This window comes from Acinetobacter guillouiae CIP 63.46, assembly GCF_000368145.1.
Lineage (GTDB): Bacteria > Pseudomonadota > Gammaproteobacteria > Pseudomonadales > Moraxellaceae > Acinetobacter > Acinetobacter guillouiae.
Genome location: NZ_KB849283.1, coordinates 2,221,888 through 2,242,386, shown reverse-complemented (window position 1 = coordinate 2,242,386; position 20,499 = coordinate 2,221,888). Strand labels below are relative to the sequence as shown.

Annotated in this window: 18 protein-coding genes; 12 read left to right on the top strand and 6 right to left on the bottom strand. The window is 35.2% G+C overall.

The window, feature by feature from the left end:
* Positions 1 to 25: 25 nt before the first annotated feature.
* The gene (locus F981_RS15510) at positions 26 to 1,048 is read right to left on the bottom strand and encodes an NAD-dependent epimerase (RefSeq protein ID WP_004723134.1); all 1,023 of its coding nucleotides are present in this window, start codon (positions 1,046 to 1,048) and stop codon (positions 26 to 28) included.
* Complete coding sequence (locus F981_RS15505) at positions 1,045 to 2,214, bottom strand: nucleotide sugar dehydrogenase (RefSeq protein ID WP_004723131.1); 1,170 nt, start codon at positions 2,212 to 2,214, stop codon at positions 1,045 to 1,047. Before F981_RS15505 ends, F981_RS15510 begins: the two co-directional genes overlap by 4 nt.
* 237 nt (positions 2,215 to 2,451) lie before the next feature.
* Between F981_RS15505 and F981_RS15500 the strand changes: the two genes are divergently transcribed.
* The 9 genes from F981_RS15500 (at position 2,452) to F981_RS15460 (ending at position 11,017) form a co-directional block, all read left to right on the top strand.
* Positions 2,452 to 3,219, top strand: a complete 768-nt coding sequence (locus F981_RS15500) for a hypothetical protein (protein WP_004723130.1) — start codon at positions 2,452 to 2,454, stop codon at positions 3,217 to 3,219.
* A 38-nt stretch (positions 3,220 to 3,257) separates the two neighbouring features.
* On the top strand, positions 3,258 to 4,244 hold the full coding sequence (locus tag F981_RS15495) for a Stealth CR1 domain-containing protein (protein WP_004723129.1): 987 nt from the start codon (positions 3,258 to 3,260) through the stop codon (positions 4,242 to 4,244).
* A 10-nt stretch (positions 4,245 to 4,254) separates the two neighbouring features.
* On the top strand, positions 4,255 to 5,013 hold the full coding sequence (locus F981_RS15490; RefSeq protein ID WP_004723126.1) for a glycosyltransferase family 25 protein: 759 nt from the start codon (positions 4,255 to 4,257) through the stop codon (positions 5,011 to 5,013).
* A 113-nt stretch (positions 5,014 to 5,126) separates the two neighbouring features.
* Positions 5,127 to 6,041: a glycosyltransferase family 32 protein gene (locus tag F981_RS15485; protein ID WP_004723125.1), complete on the top strand. Its 915-nt coding sequence runs from the start codon at positions 5,127 to 5,129 to the stop codon at positions 6,039 to 6,041.
* 74 nt (positions 6,042 to 6,115) lie between these two features.
* On the top strand, positions 6,116 to 6,895 hold the full coding sequence (locus F981_RS15480) for a glycosyltransferase family 25 protein (RefSeq protein WP_004723123.1): 780 nt from the start codon (positions 6,116 to 6,118) through the stop codon (positions 6,893 to 6,895).
* Positions 6,896 to 6,907: 12 nt separating this feature from the next.
* Complete coding sequence (locus tag F981_RS15475; RefSeq protein ID WP_004723122.1) at positions 6,908 to 7,681, top strand: glycosyltransferase family 25 protein; 774 nt, start codon at positions 6,908 to 6,910, stop codon at positions 7,679 to 7,681.
* Between the two features lie 96 nt (positions 7,682 to 7,777).
* A complete protein-coding gene (locus tag F981_RS15470) occupies positions 7,778 to 8,572 on the top strand; it encodes a glycosyltransferase family 25 protein (RefSeq protein ID WP_004723119.1) in 795 nt (264 codons plus the stop codon).
* 502 nt (positions 8,573 to 9,074) lie between these two features.
* On the top strand, positions 9,075 to 9,842 hold the full coding sequence (locus tag F981_RS15465; RefSeq protein ID WP_004723118.1) for a glycosyltransferase family 25 protein: 768 nt from the start codon (positions 9,075 to 9,077) through the stop codon (positions 9,840 to 9,842).
* A 167-nt stretch (positions 9,843 to 10,009) separates the two neighbouring features.
* The gene (locus tag F981_RS15460; RefSeq protein ID WP_004723116.1) at positions 10,010 to 11,017 is read left to right on the top strand and encodes a capsular polysaccharide synthesis protein; all 1,008 of its coding nucleotides are present in this window, start codon (positions 10,010 to 10,012) and stop codon (positions 11,015 to 11,017) included.
* Between the two features lie 5 nt (positions 11,018 to 11,022).
* Here the strand turns inward: F981_RS15460 and F981_RS15455 are convergent, their stop codons facing one another.
* From F981_RS15455 to F981_RS15440, 4 genes are all read right to left on the bottom strand, one after another.
* Positions 11,023 to 11,889: a lysophospholipid acyltransferase family protein gene (locus F981_RS15455; protein WP_004723115.1), complete on the bottom strand. Its 867-nt coding sequence runs from the start codon at positions 11,887 to 11,889 to the stop codon at positions 11,023 to 11,025.
* Positions 11,890 to 11,899: 10 nt separating this feature from the next.
* The gene (locus F981_RS15450; protein WP_004723114.1) at positions 11,900 to 12,118 is read right to left on the bottom strand and encodes a hypothetical protein; all 219 of its coding nucleotides are present in this window, start codon (positions 12,116 to 12,118) and stop codon (positions 11,900 to 11,902) included.
* Between the two features lie 138 nt (positions 12,119 to 12,256).
* Positions 12,257 to 14,041: an aspartate--tRNA ligase gene (gene aspS, locus F981_RS15445; protein ID WP_004723113.1), complete on the bottom strand. Its 1,785-nt coding sequence runs from the start codon at positions 14,039 to 14,041 to the stop codon at positions 12,257 to 12,259.
* 190 nt (positions 14,042 to 14,231) lie between these two features.
* Entirely contained in the window at positions 14,232 to 14,996 is a 765-nt protein-coding gene (locus F981_RS15440) for a DUF4184 family protein (RefSeq protein WP_004723112.1), read from the bottom strand.
* Positions 14,997 to 15,117: 121 nt separating this feature from the next.
* On the opposite strand from F981_RS15440, the gene F981_RS15435 reads away from it, so the two are divergent.
* The 3 genes from F981_RS15435 to F981_RS15425 all read left to right on the top strand — a co-directional run bounded on the left by F981_RS15435 (position 15,118) and on the right by F981_RS15425 (position 20,450).
* A complete protein-coding gene (locus F981_RS15435; protein WP_004723110.1) occupies positions 15,118 to 16,377 on the top strand; it encodes an O-antigen ligase family protein in 1,260 nt (419 codons plus the stop codon).
* Between the two features lie 113 nt (positions 16,378 to 16,490).
* Positions 16,491 to 18,590, top strand: coding sequence for a zinc piracy TonB-dependent receptor ZnuD (gene znuD, locus F981_RS15430; protein ID WP_004723108.1), 2,100 nt, complete (start codon positions 16,491 to 16,493; stop codon positions 18,588 to 18,590).
* A gap of 396 nt (positions 18,591 to 18,986) precedes the next feature.
* The gene (locus F981_RS15425) at positions 18,987 to 20,450 is read left to right on the top strand and encodes a phospholipase D family protein (protein ID WP_004723106.1); all 1,464 of its coding nucleotides are present in this window, start codon (positions 18,987 to 18,989) and stop codon (positions 20,448 to 20,450) included.
* The last annotated feature ends 49 nt before the right edge of the window (positions 20,451 to 20,499 follow it).

Here is a 20,499-nt window from a genome sequence, read left to right as displayed (position 1 = left end):
AAAACTCAAATGCTAAAATTAATCTTTAAACTCGATAAAAATCTCGATACCAATCTACGAATTGCTTAACACCATCGTCAACAGATACAGACGGTTTGTACCCCACCATCTGTTCTAAAGCACTACTATCCGCAAAAGTATCTGGCACATCGCCCGGTTGTAATGGAAGTAATTCTAAAATTGCTTCTTTGCCTAAAGCTTTTTCAATGGCATGAATATATTCAATCAATTTTACTGGATTGTTATTGCCGATATTGAAAATACGGAAAGGCGCATAACTGGTCGATGGATCTGGATTTTTGCTGTCCCAGTTTGGATCAGGTTGCGCAATTTGATCACTTGAACGAATCACACCTTCCACAATATCTGAAATAAAAGTGAAATCACGGGTATGGTTGCCGTGATTGAATACAGGAATAGGTTGGTCTTCAATAATGTTCTTGGTGAACTTAAACAAAGCCATGTCTGGACGGCCCCAAGGACCATAGACAGTAAAAAAGCGTAAGCCTGTTGTCGGTAAATTGAAGAGATGGCTATAACTGTGCGCCATGAGTTCATTGGCACGTTTGGTTGCCGCATAGAACTGCACAGGATGGTTAACACCATGTTTTTCACTAAATGGCATGGTGGTATTCGCGCCATAAACACTACTGGTACTGGCATAGGTTAAATGTGGCGTTTTGGCATAACGGCATGCTTCAATAATATTGGTAAAGCCAATTAAATTACTTTCGACATAACTCAATGGATTTTCTAATGAGTAACGGACACCAGCTTGTGCAGCCAAATGAATCACCCGATCAAATTGATGATCTTGAAAACATTGATCAACGATTGCTTTATCAGCAAGGTTGGCATGAATAAAAGTGAACGTTTGCTGGGTTTGTGCCGCTGTATCCCTAAGAACTGCTAATCGGGCTTGTTTTAATGCGGGATCATAGTAATCATTCATATTGTCAAAGCCGACAACATCATCACCACGCTCTAAAAGTTTTTTTGCAACATTGAAGCCAATAAAACCTGCTGCACCTGTGACGAGGACTTTCATTCATCTGCTCCGAAAATATCTCGTGTATAGACTTTATCTAATACATCACTTAAGTCATTAGAAACCCGATTGGCAATAATCACGTCACTTTGCTGTTTAAATTGTTCTAAATCATTGACGACTTTGGACTTAAAGAACTCATCTTCTTGTAAAGTTGGTTCATAGACAATCACTTCAATTCCCTTGGCTTTGATGCGTTTCATCACACCTTGGATTGCGGACGCTCTAAAATTATCTGAACCACTTTTCATCACTAGGCGATAAATACCAACTTTATTGGGATTACGTGCAATCACTGAGTCTGCGATAAAGTCTTTACGCGTACTGTTTGAGTCAACAATGGCTTGAATCAAATTACTTGGAACGTGATTATAGTTAGCTAAAAGTTGTTTGGTGTCTTTGGGTAGGCAATAGCCACCATAACCAAATGACGGATTGTTATAGTGGTTACCAATACGTTGATCTAGACAAACACCATCAATAATTTGATGAGTATCTAAACCAAAAATTTGCGCATAGGTATCCAGTTCATTGAAATAGGCAACGCGCATAGCGAGATAGGTATTGGCAAATAACTTAATTGCTTCAGCTTCAGTTGCGTCAGTAAATAAAACAGGGCTGTCTTTTTTGATGGCGCCTTCGATCAATAAGTCAGCAAATAGTTTTGCGCGATCAGATTTTTCCCCAACAATAATACGGGAAGGGTACAAATTGTCATGCAATGCCTTTCCTTCACGTAAAAATTCTGGAGAAAAGATAATATTTTCAGTGTGGAATTTTTCTTTTAAGCTCTTGGTAAAGCCGACAGGGACAGTTGATTTAATCACCATCACTGCATTTGGGTTGACCTCTAAGACTTGCTGAACCACGCTTTCGACACTTTGCGTATTAAAATAATTGGTTTTGGTGTCGTAATCCGTTGGGGTCGCAATAATCACAAAATCTGCATTGCGATAAGCTGCTTGATAATCTGTCGTGGCTGTAAAATTTAATGATTTTTCTTTTAAAAATAATGAAATATCCGCATCTTGAATGGGCGATATTTTATTGTTGAGCAAGTTAACCTTAGATTCTAAAATATCTACTGCAACAACTTCATGATGTTGTGCAAATATCATTGAATTGGATAAGCCAACGTAACCTGTTCCAGCGACTGCTATTTTCATAAAAACCTAATATAGAAAATGTGCTTGCAAAAGTTGTATTCAATTTCACAGAGCGTTCATTCAAAAAAGATTGCTCAATAAAATATCGAACAATTAAAATGATCATGATCAATGTAAATTGTTAACGCATCATAGCATATTCTCATGAAACAAATTGTTCAGCATATGCAATCGAATACAGTAACTTGGCGATGGTAATGGTATGATATAGGGATTGCTCAGGTGGAAGATTGATGCATGCAGGTCAATGAATCAAATTTACAGTCGAATTTAGTTGAATCAGAACAGAATATCGTTTTGTGTATGAAGTGGGGCAGCAAATATGGTGCTGATTATGTCAATCGCCTATATAACATGGTCAAACGACATACCACAATTGATTTCCAAATGGTGTGTTTGACTGACCGTACAGAAGGTATTAATCCAGAGGTTCAATGCTTTCCAATTCCGCCGTTAGCATTGCCTGAAGGAAGCCCTGAACGTGGTTGGAATAAGTTATCGACTTTTGAACCTGATTTATATGGTTTAAAAGGTAATTTATTATTTTTAGATCTTGATGTGGTCATTGTAGACAACATTGATGACTTCTTTAGCTATCCAGGTGAATTCCTCATTATTCACGACTGGAAACGTCCTTGGCGTGTGACAGGCAATAGTTCAGTTTATCGTTTTAAATTGGGCACTTTTCCTGACATCTTGCCTTATTTTCGTGAAAACTTTAAAGAAATTAGTCATAAATTTCGAAATGAACAAGAATATCTGTCTTGGTATGTCGATCAGCAGCAGAAACTCAGCTACTGGCCAAAAGATTGGTGTAAGAGTTATAAATACCATTGTTTGCAAAAGTTACCGCTTGCTTATTTTAAGCCACCAGTCAAGCCACAAGATGCCAAAATCATTATTTTCCATGGGGAAATTAATCCACCTGATGCCGTAACAGGTGGTGGGGGTAAATGGTATCGCTATGTGTTGCCTTCAGACTGGATTAAAGACGCTTGGCAATAACTTTATTTAGATGATTAGAACATTTGAGAACAATATAGATGCAAAACCTTGATATCGTGATTGCTTGGGTCGATGGCAATGATGTTGAGTTAAAACGTAAACGTCAGCAATATCTCACAGGTGGTGATGCCTCAGATGCTGTGAGCGATACACGTTTTGCCAGTAATGATGAGATCTATTACAACATTGCATCTATATTGAAGTATGTGCCTTTTTGCCGTCATATTTTCATTGTTACAGATAATCAGCAGCCTGAGTTTTTAAATGAATTTGTAGCGCAAGGTCTTTGTGATGCAAATAAAATTCGTGTCGTTGATCATCGTGAGATTTTTGCTGGTTATACGCAATTTCTACCTACGTTTAACACTCGGTCAATTGAAAGCATGTTATGGAATATCAACGGGCTTTCAGATTATTTTATCTACTTAAATGATGACTTCTTTTTTAATTCACCTGCTCAAATTGAAGATTTTCTTGAGTGCGATAAAATCGTCACCTATGGACACTGGAAAAGTTGCTTTAGTTACAAGATCAAGCTGAAATACCGTCAATTTTTAAATCGTAATTTTAATAAACCGATTCAACCCGGTCATGTGATAGCACAAATGCTGGGTGCTGATATTTTAGGATTTAAAGAGTTTTTTGAAATCCATCATTATCCACACTGTGTCGATCGTAAAATTTTAAGTGAATATTTATTGTGTCATCCAGACCTATTAGAAACACAGATTAAGTTTAGATTTAGAAGTGTCGAACAATTAAATCCGATTTCATTGATGAATCATTTAAAGATTCAAAAAAATGAAGCTGTTTTAAAGCCTGATTTAGCTTTGGCTTATTTGAAAAATGCTGAAAGCTTAGTTGCGTTTGTAGACGCATTGAATCAAGACAATATTAAATATGGTTGTATCCAAAGTTTAGATCAACTGAATTCTGAGAATGCTGCGCAGGTACGTCGTAAAATGATCGATAAATTATATGACTATTTACCTAAATCAGTGATTTCAGCCAAAGTTTTATCGTAGGAAGCCAATCATGAAAGTTAAAACATATCTGATCAATTTAGATGGTAGTGATGAGCGGCTTGCTCGCGCAACAGAACAATTACAGGCGGTAAACTGGGAGTTTGAGCGTTTTTCTGCTTATGATGGACGTGGCAAAGAATTGTCATCTTTTCAGGATTATGATGATGCGTTGACGCAGCAAACTCTTGGAAGACGTTTGCTCAATTCAGAACTGGGTTGTTATCTCAGTCATTATGGCTGCGCTCAGAAATTTTTAGCAAGTGATGCGGATTATCTTGTTGTCTTAGAAGATGATATGAAAATTACAGCTAATTTCAAACAATCTATGGATCAAGTTTTAGCTTATTTAGATCGCCATCAAGCGCTAGATTGGTATCTGGTAAATTTAGCGGCAAAGAAGAAAAAGTTAGCCAAAGATATTACTCAGTTAGGTGACTATTCATTGTGGCATGCTTATTATTTTCCTATTCGTGGCTTGGGCTTAATTTGGTCACGTAAAGGTGCTGAAGCGTTTATTGCACAAGGCAAAACAATTGCCATGCCTGTTGATATCTTTTTCCAAACTTGGTTGAGTCAGAATGGAAAAGGATTAGGTGTTTGGCCTGCTTTTGTTCGCCCAGCAGGTTTGGATAGTGATATTTTAGGTACAGTTGCAACCCAAGGAATATCTCGTAAAGAGAAAGAAAATCGTGACCATTCTTATGGTTTTAAGAAGCAAAAACGTATGTGGCGTGATCGGATGTATGCATTTAAACATCTTTACTTTTAAGTGTACAAAGATGTTGTAGATGTTGTAGTAAATGAAGTAATGAATATTTTAAATACTGTATAGTTTAAATTTTATTGGTTCTGCTTTTTTGTAAAAAATATTGGATTTTTTATATGAAAATTTTTAAAAAATTATTTTATTTAGCTAAATTTCATATGATGTACTATTACAAAATTAGACATACCAATCAAAAAATTGATAACTATGCAGGACAACTGATTTTTAATCCTATTGCTACACCCATTGAATTACCTAAAAAGATATGGATGTATTGGGAAGGTGACTTTCCTGAGTTTGTTGAAAAGTGTATTCAAAATACTCAAGCAAAAAATCCATCTTATCAAGTATGTGTACTTAATCCCGAAAATGTCAGCCAGTATAGCGATATTGATTTTTCTTTGTTAATGAATGCAACACCTCAACAAAAGGCTGATTTACTTAGATTTGATCTGTTATATCGGCATGGTGGGATTTGGTTAGATGCCAGTATTATTGTCTATGAAAATCTAGACTGGATTTCTGAGTTGATGGAAAAAAATCAGACAGAATGTTTTTCATATTATCGTAAAAAAAATACCACGCAGATCGATTATCCAGTATTGGAAAATTGGTTGTTGGCAACTGTTCAAAATAATGCTTTTTTTAAATATTGGTATGATGAATTATATGTAGCAATTCAACAAACTCCCAAACGCTATGTAGAAAATATTCGAAATACCCAAGAAAACAGCAAAGATATTTTTCAAAGAATTGGTAATCTAGAATATTTAGTGGCCTATGTTGCTTGCCAAAAAATATTAAGGAGATCTTTTCCAAGTATCACTTTAATTAATTGCGATGAAAATGCTTTGTTTTATCAAGTGAAAAATCAATGGGTAAAAGAAAAAATTTTAATTGATTTTGCTATTAATTATCCTCCTGTTGAAGCGCCTAGATTGTTAAAACTTGCAGGGAAAGAACGAAAAACACTCAGTCATTACTTTTCAAAGAAAATGTATTTCGAAGGTAGTTTCCTCGATATTTCTTAGCAAAGTATGTAAGTGAGGATGCTAGTACGACAAAAAAATAGTAAAATAGAGCTATTGCTTATAGTCACATCCCTATGAAAAAAATCGTTATTAGCCTATCGACAGCACTTGAACGTAGACAACATATATTGAGTGAGTTTGGTAAAAAAAATGTAGATTTTGATTTTTTTGATGCTTTAACTCCAGAACCTGCTGCTATTTTCGCACAAGCGCTGCATTTAAACATTGATGAGCAAGTTCTAACAAAAGGTGAAGTTGCTTGCTTTATGAGTCATGCCTATTTATGGAAGAAAATGGTTGATGACAATACCCCGTATATGGCGATATTTGAAGACGATATTTATTTGGGTGAGGATGTAACTGAATTTCTTTCTGATAGTCAATGGATAGATCCAAGTTGGCATCTTATTAAATTAGAGGAATTTACACATAGAATTGCATTAGGCAAAAAAGTGAAGGCTTTTAATGATCATAATAATAGAGCTATTTTTCAATTAAAGAGTAAAAATCTGGGCACTGCTGGCTATATATTGTCTTTAGATGGCGCAAAGACATTGCTGGGCTACATTCAGACATTAGATAAGTTAATTGCATTAGATCACTTAATGTTTGAATCTGTGATCACGGATAATATTTTTTCTGTTTACCAAATGAAACCTGCTTTATGTATTCAGGATGTGACCCTGTATTCATGCAAAGATAGCGTTAAGTTTGCCAGTCATTTATATAAAGAGCGTTTGACAAGAAGGAAATACAATAAAAAGAAGGGAGTGGGTAAAATTATTTTAGAGCTTTATCGCATATTACATCAGCTAAAATGTATCCTATTTTTTAAGTCGGTAGGTTTTAAATAAATAGAGTAATTTATGAAAAGTTTTGTTATTAGTTTAAAATCAGCAGAAGACCGTAGAGCACATATTCGAGAGCAATTTGAAGAGAAAGACATCCCTTTTTCTTTTTTTGACGCTATTGAGCCACATTCAATTCTAGCTCAAGCAGAAAAAATTAATTTGACGCTTTGTAAAAATGATTTAAGTCAAAATGAATTGGCATGTTTATTGAGTCATGTTTCACTCTGGCAAAAAGCAATCGATGAAAAAATCCCAGCAATCGCAATTTTTGAAGATGATATTCATCTCAGCCAAGATGCTGAATTGTTTTTAAAAGATTCAAATTGGTTAAGTCATGATATTGTGAAAACTGAAAAAGCTTATGACAAAGTGTTTTTGGACCTAGATAGAACTAAGGTTTTTAATAATAAGAACTTTTTTTTAAGAAGGTTGAGAAAAGCCCATCTTGGTGCTGCAGGTTATATTTTATCTTACAATGGCGCGATGGAGCTTGTTGAATACTTAAAAAAACAAGACGTTTTTGACCATGTCGATCAAATGATCTTCAGAAAATATATTTCTGAACGAAACGCAGGTGTTTACCAATTAGTACCTGCATTATGTATTCAAGATTATATACTCAATCCCAATGAGCAAAAATTTACGACAAGCCTCCAATGGCGAGACCAAGTTGTATTTAAGCCGAAAGGACTGCAAAAAATTTTAAGAGAAGTCAGTCGGGTTTTTATTCAACTTGCCGACCTTCCGTTTAAAACGAAACTCGAATTTACCAGAAGCTCTAAAGATTAATTTATTTAAAATCAATTAAATGAGTAGTCCTGTGGTTTTATGATCGCTTAATTGTTATATAATCAATTTTTTGTGTTCGTAGAGATCGTTTTTGTAGTGAATTTTGTTATTAGTTTAGATTCTGCTCTTGATAGAAGACAGCATATTTATTCAGAGTTTGAAAAGCACTTAGTATCATTTAGTTTTTTTGATGCAGTTACACCTGCAACGATTATAGAAAATGCGAAAAGTGTAGGTGTTGAACTAACACGGACAGGTCTTTTAACACAGGGTGAGGTGGCTTGCCTTTTAAGTCACGTATTACTATGGAAAAAAATTGTCGAACAAGATTTAGAATATATGGCAATTTTTGAAGATGATGTACATTTTGGAGAAAATCTACAAAATTTTATTGATAATTTTTCATGGATTCCTAAAAATATACATCTTATAAAATTAGAAGCTTTTGATAAAAAAGTGGATCTCTCATTTTTTCCAAAAGCGATAATCAATGATAGAGCACTATATCAACTTAAAGCGAAGCATCTCGGCGGAGCAGGTTATATCTTATCAAGAGAAGCAGCAGAATATTTTCTGGCATCTATTTGTAATATGCCTGAGTTAGTTCCAGTCGATCACATATTATTTGGTTGTCATGTGAAATATGCAAAGTATAAAGCTTATCAAATGGTGCCAGCAATTTGTGTTCAAGATTTTTATTTACATAAAAAATATGATAATTTTCCGAGTCATTTAGAGAATGAGCGTGCTATTCGGCATGAATCTGACAGGCTTGAGCAACATCGGCAGAAAGAAGCAATGACTATACTCAGTAAAATTCAGAGAGAAGTTTTACGATTGTTTCATCAAATTTTCAAATTATCGGCATGTCGATCTATAAAATTTAAATGAATCTGATTTAAGTTGTTGCATCAAAATCGTTGTCCAGCTGTGTTTGTCTAGAATTATTTTGAGGCAATCTAAGAGGTTTTTATATGATTTTTGCCCTTGATTTAATGGGATTTTTTAGCTCCAGTTTTATTCGCTATATTTTCTTAGCTAGACAAAAAGTAGAATCTTAGGAAAGTATGTAGGTAAGGATGATTACAAGACAAAAATAGTAAAATGAAGCTATTGCTTATAGTCTCACATCTATGAAAAAATCGTTATTAGTACTTGAAGGTAGATAACATATATTGAATAAGTTTGCTAATAAATGTAAATTTTGTTTTTTGATTCGATTGAGTCTACTCAATTAGATTTTCAGGCGAAAAAATGGGTTAACTATTCAACAAAATAATCTGAGAAATGATTTTTATTCAAATTTTGGAATATTGATATAAAACCAAATTTAGTTTTAAACAGTAAGATCAGTGATTCTATTTTAACCTATGTCTTGTTCCGGATATCATATATGAATTTTGTTATCAGTTTAGCTACTGCTAAAGAGCGTAGACTACATATCATAAATGAGTTTGAAGCCCAAAATATTGAATTTTATTTTTTTGATGCAATTCAGCCTAATCAGATTCCTTCAATGGAGGAAAAATATGAAGTTTCACTCATAAATAGTGGTTTAACTGCTGGAGAAAAAGCTTGCTTCTTTAGTCATGTAGAAATATGGAACATGGTTGCTTCTAAAGGAATGAAACATGTCGCTATATTCGAAGATGATGTTTTTTTAGGCAATAATGCTAATAGTTTCCTTAAAAGCTTGGACTGGATACCCCAAAAAATTAATATTATTAAGTTAGAAATGTTTGAAGAATATGTGTTGATGAGTCTGAATAAAATAAAATTGGAAAATAATAGGTTATTGAGAGAATTAAAAGAAAAGCATTTGGGCACTGCGGGATATATATTATCATTAGAAGGAGCTAGAAATTATTTAAAATATATAAAAGATAAGAATGTTGAAGTCCCTTTAGATCGTTTAATGTTTGAAAATTATTTAAATGATGGCGATGAACTAGTTTATCAAATGGTACCTGGATTATCGGCCCAAGCGGATAGAATCGGTAAAAGTGAACTTGAAAGTCAGCTTGAAATTGATCGTAAAGAAAATCAATTGGGAAAAGAGAAACGTAAACAAAAGCTCGCTTTTATGCAAAAGCTAAAACGTGAAATTTTGAGGTTTTTGTATCAAGTAAGAATAAAATTTTGTAAGATTGGATTTTATTGATTTAAGCCTATAGTTAAGAGTAATCAATTTAAAATATTAAATGAATATGATTTCATAACTCAAATTAAATTGGAGTTGATTGTATTTATGAAAATTTAATATGTTTAAATCTAAATACACTTTAGATGTTAAATAAAGCAGAATTTAAAAAAAAGTTGAGATTATGTATGAGTGATATATCAAGTATTTTTAATTCAGAAGCAGAATTTAAAAAAAATATTGATACACTCAGTAAATTCCCATTTCGTATTTTTTATTTTACATTTATTCCGAAAAGTGTCCGAAAAAAGCTAAGTATTCAAGCCAATAAATTGCAAAAAAAACATGTTGGAAAATGTTGGAATATATTTATTGATGATTATTTTTCGAATAAGCTGGAACGATTTCAATTAAAAGGAAAAATGCAATTTAGTGATCAGAAAATTATTTGGCAATACTGGGGGCAAGGTATCCACAGTGACTTACCAAATATTGTTGAGTTATGCTTTTCTTCTGTAGATCGACATAAGGCAGATTATCAAGTGATCCGTCTTGATGACAGTAATATAGTAGATTATTTGGATCTACCAGATTTTGTGTTGGATAAAAGAAAGAACCCAAAATTTAAACCTGCTTTTTTTGCTGACCTGATTCGCTTGGCTTTACTGAATGTTTATGGTGGGATTTGGTTGGATGCAACAATTTTATTGACAGCACCAATTGAAAGTGAAATATCAGAGGCAGATTACTTTATGTTCCAAAGGCATAGTGATACGTCAGAAAAGCAACTTTGGTATGATCGTAATCATGATTATTTTGATTGGTCTGATGAGCAAAATGTGAATGTTTTAAACAGCTTTATTGTTGGAAAAAAAGACAATGAGGTTTTACAGATTTGCTTAGATATTTTGTTAAATTTCTGGAAAACTCAAAATAATATTCCGCATTATTTTTTCTTTCAAATTATGTATGATGTTTTAATAAAAAGTAGATTAAAATCCAAACAATGTGAGATTATAGATGACACTCTACCTCACTTATTGCAATTTAAATTAAATGATCAATTTAACTCAGCTGAATACAATAATATTTTGCAAAGAATAAATATTCATAAAATGACCTATATAGATAAGATTATAGAAAATTCATATTATGATTATTTAAGAAAAGAATTTTTGCTCAATGAGTATTATTGAGTTGCTTATGATTTATACAAATTCCTGCCACCCTCTAACTTTCTAAATCGTTTATAACCCCATAAATACTGTTCAGGAGCAATGTTAATCATTCGCTCCATTTCTTTGTTCAAGGTATCGACAGAAAGCTGTAAATCTTTAGAATTAATATCTTGAGATAGTGCCGTAAAATGTATATCAAAACCTGAGAAATCAGGGCGACGAACACAGGTTAAACCCACAACTGAACATTGGGTTTTTGCAGCAAGCTTTGAAAGCAAAGTTGAAGAAAATGCCTTTTGCCCATAAAACTCAGAATAAATACCGCCAGACTCTTTGGGAATATGGTCAGGAAGGATAGCAGTAAATCCACCTTGTTTTAAATGTTTAAATAAGGCACGTACACCAGTATCATCAGTGGGTACCAATGTTGCATTTAAGCGTTGGCGCGACTCTAGCATAAACTGATCTAAGTCTTTATTTCGACTCGGCTTATACATGATAACGGGATGAGTATGTTGGTTGATCCACGCATTCATGAGCTCCCATGCTCCAAAATGGGGTACCACACCAATACAGCCATTGGGGTTCTTTAAGGCATTGAGAAAAATCTCAGCATTATAAACCTGTTTAATTTGTGCTAATGCGAACTCTGGAGAAGATCCCCAAATTTTAATTGACTCTGCATAAGTCATACATTGACTTTTTAAACTGGCCTTAATTAGTTGATTACGTCGTTGTTCATCAAGCTCAGGATATGCCGCAGTTAAATTCAATTCAGTGATGCGTTTTGCTGAAGAATTACTCATAAACAATAAATTCCCGACACCTCTAGCAATATTTTGTATCATGCCTAGAGGTAATCGAGAGAAAGTTTTAAGTAGCTTATACATTTAATTATTATTAGTCGCGATCAGCATTGCCTTTCAACACCAAGTAAATCAGCGCTGAAATAATAAAGAAACCAGCAATAAAACTGCTCATGCTGAAATATAGAATACGTTGATAAGTATCTAAATTAAACAACTGATGGCTTAGGATATAACGCATAAATCCCCATTGAACCACTGAAAATACAATGATAATAATTGTATGACGAAGTACATTAGGTCGCATAGCCATAGGTTTTCACCTCAAAAGTTAACAGCGATAGTATGCCATTTATGAGAACTTATCTCAATTAGAACCTATCTAAAAAAATGCACATGAAAAAAGAGAAAACCCTGCATAGCGCAGGGTTTTCGATGAAACCGCTAAAAATTATTTAGCTTCTTCAGCTTTCGGTTTTTCGCGTAAACGAATACCTAAGTCACGCAATTGATTTGGTTCAACTGGTGCAGGTGCTTGAGTTAATGGACACTCAGCCGTTTTAGTTTTCGGGAAAGCAATCACGTCACGGATAGATGATGAACCTGTCATTAACATCACTAAACGGTCTAAACCGAATGCTAAACCACCATGAGGAGGCGCACCGAATTTTAAAGCATTTAATAAGAAACTGAATTTTTCTTCAGCTTCTTCTTCGCCAATACCTAAAGCTTCAAAAATTGCTTTTTGCATTTCTAAAGTATAGATACGCAACGAGCCACCACCAATTTCAGTACCATTCAATACCATATCGTAAGCAACAGAAAGTGCTGCACCAGGATTGCTTTTCACTTCTTCAACACTTGATTTTGGAAGTGTGAATGGGTGGTGAACAGACGTCCATTTACCATCATCAGTTTCTTCAAACATTGGGAAATCAACAACCCAAAGTGGCGCCCACTCGGTTGTTGACATGTTCATGTCGTGACCGATCTTGATACGTAAAGCACCCATTGCATCATTTACAACTTTGGCTTTATCGGCACCAAAGAATACGATGTCACCGTTTTCAGCACCAACACGCTTTAACAAATCAAGCACGATTGGTTCGATGAATTTAACGATAGGTGATTGAAGACCTTCGATGCCTTTTTCAAGTTCGTTGACTTTAATATAAGCCAAGCCTTTCGCGCCATAAATTCCAACGAATTTAGTGTATTCATCAATTTGGCTACGTGGCAGTGAACCTGCTCCTGGTACACGAAGTGCAACAATACGGCCTTTAGGATCTTTTGCTGGACCTGCGAATACTTTGAACTCAACGTCCTGCATCATGTCAGCAACGTCTACAAGTTTCAAAGGAATACGTAAGTCTGGTTTGTCAGATGCATAATCTCGCATAGCATCTGCATAAGTCATGCGTTGGAATTTGTCGAATTTCACACCAAGAAGTTCATTGAACATCTTAACGGTCATGCCTTCCATCAAATCCATAATATCATCATCGTTTAAGAACGATGTTTCGATGTCGATTTGAGTAAATTCAGGTTGACGATCTGCACGTAAATCTTCGTCACGGAAACATTTTGCGATTTGGTAATAACGGTCTACACCACCAACCATCAACAATTGTTTAAACAATTGTGGTGATTGTGGAAGCGCATAAAAGCTACCATTTGAAACACGGCTAGGCACTAAATAGTCACGCGCACCTTCAGGTGTTGCACGTGTCAAAATTGGTGTTTCAACATCCAAGAAGCCGTTTTCATCTAAGTAGTTACGAATTAACGTGGTCACTTTAGAGCGGAAACGTAAACGATCAATCATTTCTGGACGACGAATATCGAGGAAACGATATTTCAGACGGATTTCTTCAGAAATATTGGCATTTTCATCATTCAATGGGAATGGTGGAGTTTCAGATGCAGCAAGAACTTCGATTTCTTTACCTAAAACTTCGATTTGACCACTCACCATATTGGCATTTTCGGTGCCTTCATAGCGACGACGTACACGTCCTACAATTTTTAATACATATTCTGAACGTGCTTTATCCGCAGTTGCAAATGCTTCTGGGGTATCAGGATCGATGACGACTTGAACGAGACCATCACGATCACGCATATCAAGGAAAATCACCCCACCGTGGTCACGGCGACGATGTACCCAGCCGCAAAGCGTTACAGTCTGGTCAATTTGAGCTTCGGTTAAAGAACCGCAATAATGAGTTCGCATCATAGCGTTAAAAATCCAACTATATGGGTTAAGGAAGCGAGTACGTAAACAGCGCATCGCCTAAAAATGTAATGTGAGATTATGCCTCTTTGAGCGGTGAGTCACAAGGACTTGGGGCAAAAACTAGCATGTTGCCGAATAAATTTAAGCTGATTTCGAGAAAGTTTCAGTGACTAAATCGGCAAATAGAGCATCATTCAAAATATTTCTTATCATTTAAATAATGAAACAAAAGACAACCTAAAGTGAAACAAAGGATTGAACCTTGGGTAAAAAATTTCATAAACAAGCCAATCAGCACATATAGATCAGTGTCTTGTGGAACGAAGCCTGTACTTTTGGCAATATACACATAATATAAGCAACCACTAAAAAATGAGCTTACAAATAAGCTTATACAGAAAAAATTTACTTTAGGATTGCGTATTTGACTGGCTCTATATTTAAAAAAGTAATGCAAGCCCATCCACATTAAAAAAGGTAAAGCCGCAGCAGAACAGCCGATTTGTAGGACTTTATGCATCGGATAAATACGATCAAATATACTGACAGGTTGCGCTAAAAATTCTTTAAAAGCGAAAGTTCGAAAATCTAAATGAGTTAAACCATCCCAAATAATATGGGTTGCTGTACCTAAGATAATCGCCAATATCATCCAAATTAGAAATTGAAAAAAAGTAGAAAAAGAAGCAATGTTTAATGGTTTTTGAATGCCTAAAAACTTAAATAGTAATGGGCGATATAAGCTATACCAAAGTAAGCAGAACAGTAATCCCACCAATAAATCTGGATAAATGATTCCTTTAAATTGATGATTTAAATAAATTTCAGTTTTGACCAACACTCTATACAAATCTGGTGTCATTGTGCCAATCGCGAGTGCTGCAATCGGCAAGCGATTTCCTGAAAGTTTGGACAAAGGTGGTGCTAAAACAGCATGTGAAAGTGTAAAAGGCATTGAAAATAGGTTATTAAAACTTATATTAGGAAATTATTCGTTAATTTGTTGTTTACATCAATGAATTAAATGTAATTTCAAAGTAGAATATTACAAAAAATTGAGTAGATCTAAAGTGTCAATGTTTGAAAGTTATTCTTTGATGATAAAAAATAATAAATTTATTTTTTTAATATCTATCCTTTTTGTTGTTGTATTTACGCATTATATTTTTAATGATAATTTTAGGCATTGGAATATTTCAATTGTTTTTATTTTGTTTTTTAGCTATTTTTTAATTAAGGGGGAAATTATAAAACCAAATTTTTATCTGGTTGCATTTTGTTGTATTGGATTTATAAGTACTACTTTATTAAATCAGTCACTTTTTCGACTTGATTCAGTTCCGCATAATCTATTGAGTACGTATAAGCATATTATTAACCAGTATATTTGGTTTATTCCATTCATTTTTTTACCAACAATTTATTATAAAAGTAATTTTAATGCCGAATTTTTTTATCGGATATTGTTTTTTATATTGTTTTTGTTGACTCCCTACTTATTGTATTGGGGGATAATGTTACAGTTTGATCGCGGCCTGTTTAGTATTTTCTTTAATCCAGTGATTAGTTATGATATCGGCTTTATTTCGCTCACAATACTTTTGCTATGTTATTCATTTTATTTAAAAGGTAAACAATCTTATTTATATTTAGTGACCAGCTTACTCTGTATGTTTCTTTTAATCCTTCATGGCACTAGAGGAGCGTGGTTGGGGTTGCTATTTGTATTGGGCTTTTTAGTTCTTTTCTATACCAAAACTCAATTAAAAAAAATCATTTTGATGCTGGGTTTGGTTGCTTGTTTTATTGGCATAAATATGGCTATTCCAAATTCCCCACTGCTAAAAAGAGTTGAAAACTTTCAATCTGATTCACTCAATATTCGTAATAATAATTATCAAAATAGTTCGGGAATTAGATTATTCCTTTGGAATAATTCAGTGGAAATGTTTAAAACCTCACCTTTTACAGGAATCGGGATGTATGAAATAGAAGCTGAAAATTGCCGTTTATATAAACGAGGCGATTTACCACATTGTTTTCAGCACATGCATAGCATCTACTTCCATGAATTAGCAGCAAATGGTTTGATTGGATTTATTGGTTTATTGATGACATTTTTGACTGCTTTGGTTTTTTTTATAAAGCATATCTTTGCTAAAAATTTGCTAATTCAAAACTTAGCAATCACTGGTACAGTGTTCGTAATCTATTATATGTGTAGCGGTCTTACGGAATATTATTTATTTTTTCAAAATACGACCTATGTGTTCTATTGGGTGACGGCATCTCTTATGAGCTTTATTTTGATCAATAAGCTTATGAAAGAAAAATAAATTTAATTTTAATTGCAAAGGAAATCAGTTTTGATTTCCTTTTTTTATTGCAAAAATATTGAAATGTTATAATATAACATAATTCAAAAATATTGAGCTTTGAGAGCAATCGCATGTCCTTTACCAAAAGTGCCCTAACACTTTCCATTTCTGCAGTTATTTCAACTTCTATTTGGGCTGAAGATCAAACCAATACTGAAAAAAATCCACAACAATTAGAAACCATTACCGTTGTTGGACATCCCTTAGTCCGTTCAAGTCAAGATTTTGGCGTTGCAGATGAAACTGTTTCACGTGAAAAACTACAACAGGCGGGCACGACTTTAGGTGAAGCACTCAAAGATGAATTAGGGGTCTATTCCAATACCTTTGGAGCGGGTTCCAGTCGCCCTGTAATTCGTGGGCAAGAGGGGGCGCGGGTTAAAGTGACTCAGAATGCAACAGAGACAATGGATGTTTCAAGTTTGTCACCCGATCATGCCGTCACTGTAGATCCGCAGCTGGCACAAAAAATTGAAGTCATTCGAGGACCATCAACATTATTATATGGGGCTGGGTCTGTGGGTGGCTTAGTCAATGTGGTTGACAGCAAGATTCCGACAGCGATGCCTGAAAATGGTTATGAAGGCAATGTTGGTCTGCGTTATAACACGGGCAACGACGAAAAAATGGCACATGCTGGGGTGACTGTTGGATTAGGTTCAAATGTTGCATTACGTGTAGAAGGCCTAAAACGTGACGCCAATGATTACATTACCCCGAACTATATCGTAACAGAAGAGCATGGTGATCATGCACATAGTACGAAAGAGCGTCGAGTTGGCAATACATTTTCAGAGTCGGAAAATGTAAATGTGGGCTTATCTTGGATCGGTGAACGTGGTTTTGCAGGTGTCTCTTATAGCAATCGCCAAGATCAATACGGTTTACCTGGGCATAGCCATGAATATGAGTCATGCCATTTACATGGTTTATCACTGCATTGTGGTGGGCACGATGATGATGATCATTCTGGTCATGACCATGATCATGGTGACGAAGACCATGATCATGCTGAAGCAGGGCCATGGATTGATATGAAAACAGAACGTTATGATTTCCGTTCTGAGCTCAATGAGCCTTTTGCTGGCTTTAAAAAACTTCGTGCACAAGCAAGTTATACCGACTATCAACATGATGAAATTGAAGGAAGTACAGCAATGACAACCTTCAAGAGCAAAGGTTATGAAGGTCGTGTTGAGTTGTTACACAATCCGATTGCTGCTTGGGAAGGGGTGTGGGGTGTCCAAGCCAGCCAGCAAAAATTAGATATCACAGGTGAAGAAGCGGTTCTTGCGCCAAATAAAACCCAAAAATATAGTGTATTTGGCTTAGAGCATCGCCAATTTGGTGATTTTCATGTGGAATTAGGGACTCGTCTTGATCATCAAACAGTGGATGTCGATTCAGATCAAAAAGACTTTGATGGTAATGCATTCTCATATTCTGGTGCTGTGAATTGGGCATTTGCACCAAATTACACGCTCTCTTTAACGGGTTCTCATCAAGAGCGATTGCCTTTAGCACAAGAACTTTATGCTGATGGAAAGCATTATGCGACCAACACTTATGAATTAGGGAATCAAGACTTAAATAAAGAGAAGTCAAATAATGTGGAATTAGGTCTTCATTATGACAATGACAAGTTGAGCTATCATGTACATGTCTATCAAAATTGGTTTGATAACTACATTTATGCCAAAACTTTGGATCAATACGAAAACTTCCGTTTGATCAAATATAGTCAAGATAAAGCCAAGTTCTATGGTACAGAAGGTGAAGTCGCTTATCAGTGGAATGATGTGTATAAAACCAGTCTGTTTGGTGACTATGTACGCGGTAAAATTGAAGATGAAAATGCACCGCGTGTTCCTGCTGGTCGTTTAGGCGCTCGTGTAAATGCTGAGTTTGATGAGCGTTGGTCTGGTTCAGCAGAATATTCACATGTGTTTAATCAAGATAAATTTGCGTCTTATGAACAAGAAACCAAAGGTTATAACATGGTGAACCTAGGCGTTGCTTATCAATATCCTTTGGCCAACAAACAAGAAGCGAAAGTATTCTTTAAAGCCAACAACCTGTTGGACGAGAAGATTTATGAACACACTTCTTTCTTATCGAATATTCCACAAATTGGACGTAACTTTGTCATAGGTATGGACTATAAGTTCTAATTATTTGCAATCATTCACCAAATCGTTATTGAAAAATAAAGGAATTCGACCTAGGCTCTAAGGGTCTGCCAATACTTCATCTGTATTTGCGACAACGAGTGTTTTTTAGAGGATACAAGGCATGAGCTATGAAATTTAGTGATCTAAATGAGTAGGTCATAACGATGTAGCATCAAAAAACACTCTAGTCGTCTCTGCTGCGCCTTGCGCTGCAAACAAAGCAGTGCTTTGTTTTTTGCTCAGGGTTGTGGTTAAAATTATCTCAAACATCGTTATGAAACTTGAAAATAGTCTCGCTATTCTCTTCATTTCATGCCTCGTTTGCTCAATTTTAGCCGACAACGCAAGTTATATATGAAATGTTGACAGACCCTAAATTGGTCTAGGTCTTTTCTTATGCGTATCTTCAATAAAATTCAAAACAAACTGAATTGGTCAAAACGTCGCTATTTCGGCATTATTATCGGCATATTGGCCTTAGGATATCTCTCATCTGCGATTTATCATGTTTATAAACCGCTTCCTAAAGGGCTGAATTTTACCGGACCGTTGCGTCACGCCAATGTAAAATTTATTGCCGATGAAACCTATATTAATGCGCAAGGGAAGCAGCAACTTGATCAACATATCTTTGATCAGGTGTTACAGCTGATTAAGCAAGCCAAGACCACCATTGTGATCGATATGTTTCTATTTAACAGTGAAGTCGGCGATTCTAAAGTTCAGCAACGAGAATTAACCAAGCAATTAACCCAAGCCTTGATTAATGAAAAAATTGTAAACCCAAGCTTAGAAATTAAGTTTATTACCGATCCAATCAATTCTGTTTATGGTGGAATTCAGCCTGAACAATATCGTCAATTACGTTTAGGTGGTATTGACGTGATTGAAACGAATTTAACACCACTCCGCGCATCTAATCCTACTTGGTCTGGGATATGGTATTTATGCTGTCAGGATATTGGCAATAACCCAAATAAAGGCTGGCTGAATAATCCATTTGGCGAAGAAAAAATTACAGTCCGCAGTTATTTAAATTTATTTAATTTTAAAGCCAATCATCGTAAAACCATCGTGGTTGATACTGCAGAAGGTTGGAAAACCATCGTCACATCTGCCAATCCTCATGATGGTAGTTCACGTCACTCCAATATTGCATTAATGGTTGACGGTGCAACTGCGACAGATATTTTAAATACTGAACAAACCGTCGCGCATATGTCGGGAGGTGATACGCCTTTTGTTGCATTTGGCAAACTACCTGAAAATCCAAATGATCCTCAGGTTCAAGTACTCACTGAAAAAGCAATTTATGATGCAGTTTTAAACATGTTGGCGTCAGCAAAAGCCAATGATCAAATTGATTTAGCCATGTTCTATTTGTCAGAGCGCCAAATTGTTAAAGGTTTAGTAGCTGCCAAGCAACGTGGAGTGAAATTACGTATTTTGCTTGATCCGAATAAAGATGCATTTGGTCGTCAAAAAAATGGTATCCCAAACCGTCAAGTGGCTTCAGAGTTAAATGACGCAGGGATTGATGTACGTTGGTGTAATACCCAAGGTGAGCAGTGCCATAGTAAGATGATCGTAAAGCATAATGCGCAATCTGCGGAAATGATTTTAGGTTCTGCCAACTTTACCGCACGTAATTTAAAAAATTATAATTTAGAGACTGATTTACGCGTGGTTGGCAATCCGCAACAGCAAGTTTTTATCGATGCTGAACAGTATTTTAATACGGCTTGGTCAAACTTAAATGGTCGTCAAATGAGTGTGGATTACAGCAAATACGCTGATGAATCAAAACTTAAATACGGGGTTTACCGTTTTATGGAATGGAGTGGTTTGTCGACGTTTTGATTTATTCAAAAAAATATGTATCGAAATGAAGAGATTTCGGTACATAATT

Excerpts from the sequence above, each read along its gene's own strand:
- F981_RS15510 (WP_004723134.1), bottom strand. The coding sequence starts at position 1,048 with ATGAAAGTCCTCGTCACAGGTGCAGCAGGTTTTATTGGCTTCAATGTT.
- F981_RS15505 (WP_004723131.1), bottom strand. The coding sequence starts at position 2,214 with ATGAAAATAGCAGTCGCTGGAACAGGTTACGTTGGCTTATCCAATTCA.
- F981_RS15500 (WP_004723130.1), top strand. The coding sequence starts at position 2,452 with ATGCAGGTCAATGAATCAAATTTACAGTCGAATTTAGTTGAATCAGAA.
- F981_RS15495 (WP_004723129.1), top strand. The coding sequence starts at position 3,258 with ATGCAAAACCTTGATATCGTGATTGCTTGGGTCGATGGCAATGATGTT.
- F981_RS15490 (WP_004723126.1), top strand. The coding sequence starts at position 4,255 with ATGAAAGTTAAAACATATCTGATCAATTTAGATGGTAGTGATGAGCGG.
- F981_RS15485 (WP_004723125.1), top strand. The coding sequence starts at position 5,127 with ATGAAAATTTTTAAAAAATTATTTTATTTAGCTAAATTTCATATGATG.
- F981_RS15480 (WP_004723123.1), top strand. The coding sequence starts at position 6,116 with ATGAAAAAAATCGTTATTAGCCTATCGACAGCACTTGAACGTAGACAA.
- F981_RS15475 (WP_004723122.1), top strand. The coding sequence starts at position 6,908 with ATGAAAAGTTTTGTTATTAGTTTAAAATCAGCAGAAGACCGTAGAGCA.
- F981_RS15465 (WP_004723118.1), top strand. The coding sequence starts at position 9,075 with ATGAATTTTGTTATCAGTTTAGCTACTGCTAAAGAGCGTAGACTACAT.
- F981_RS15460 (WP_004723116.1), top strand. The coding sequence starts at position 10,010 with ATGAGTGATATATCAAGTATTTTTAATTCAGAAGCAGAATTTAAAAAA.
- F981_RS15455 (WP_004723115.1), bottom strand. The coding sequence starts at position 11,889 with ATGTATAAGCTACTTAAAACTTTCTCTCGATTACCTCTAGGCATGATA.
- F981_RS15450 (WP_004723114.1), bottom strand. The coding sequence starts at position 12,118 with ATGGCTATGCGACCTAATGTACTTCGTCATACAATTATTATCATTGTA.
- aspS (WP_004723113.1), bottom strand. The coding sequence starts at position 14,041 with ATGATGCGAACTCATTATTGCGGTTCTTTAACCGAAGCTCAAATTGAC.
- F981_RS15440 (WP_004723112.1), bottom strand. The coding sequence starts at position 14,996 with ATGCCTTTTACACTTTCACATGCTGTTTTAGCACCACCTTTGTCCAAA.
- F981_RS15435 (WP_004723110.1), top strand. The coding sequence starts at position 15,118 with ATGTTTGAAAGTTATTCTTTGATGATAAAAAATAATAAATTTATTTTT.
- znuD (WP_004723108.1), top strand. The coding sequence starts at position 16,491 with ATGTCCTTTACCAAAAGTGCCCTAACACTTTCCATTTCTGCAGTTATT.
- F981_RS15425 (WP_004723106.1), top strand. The coding sequence starts at position 18,987 with ATGCGTATCTTCAATAAAATTCAAAACAAACTGAATTGGTCAAAACGT.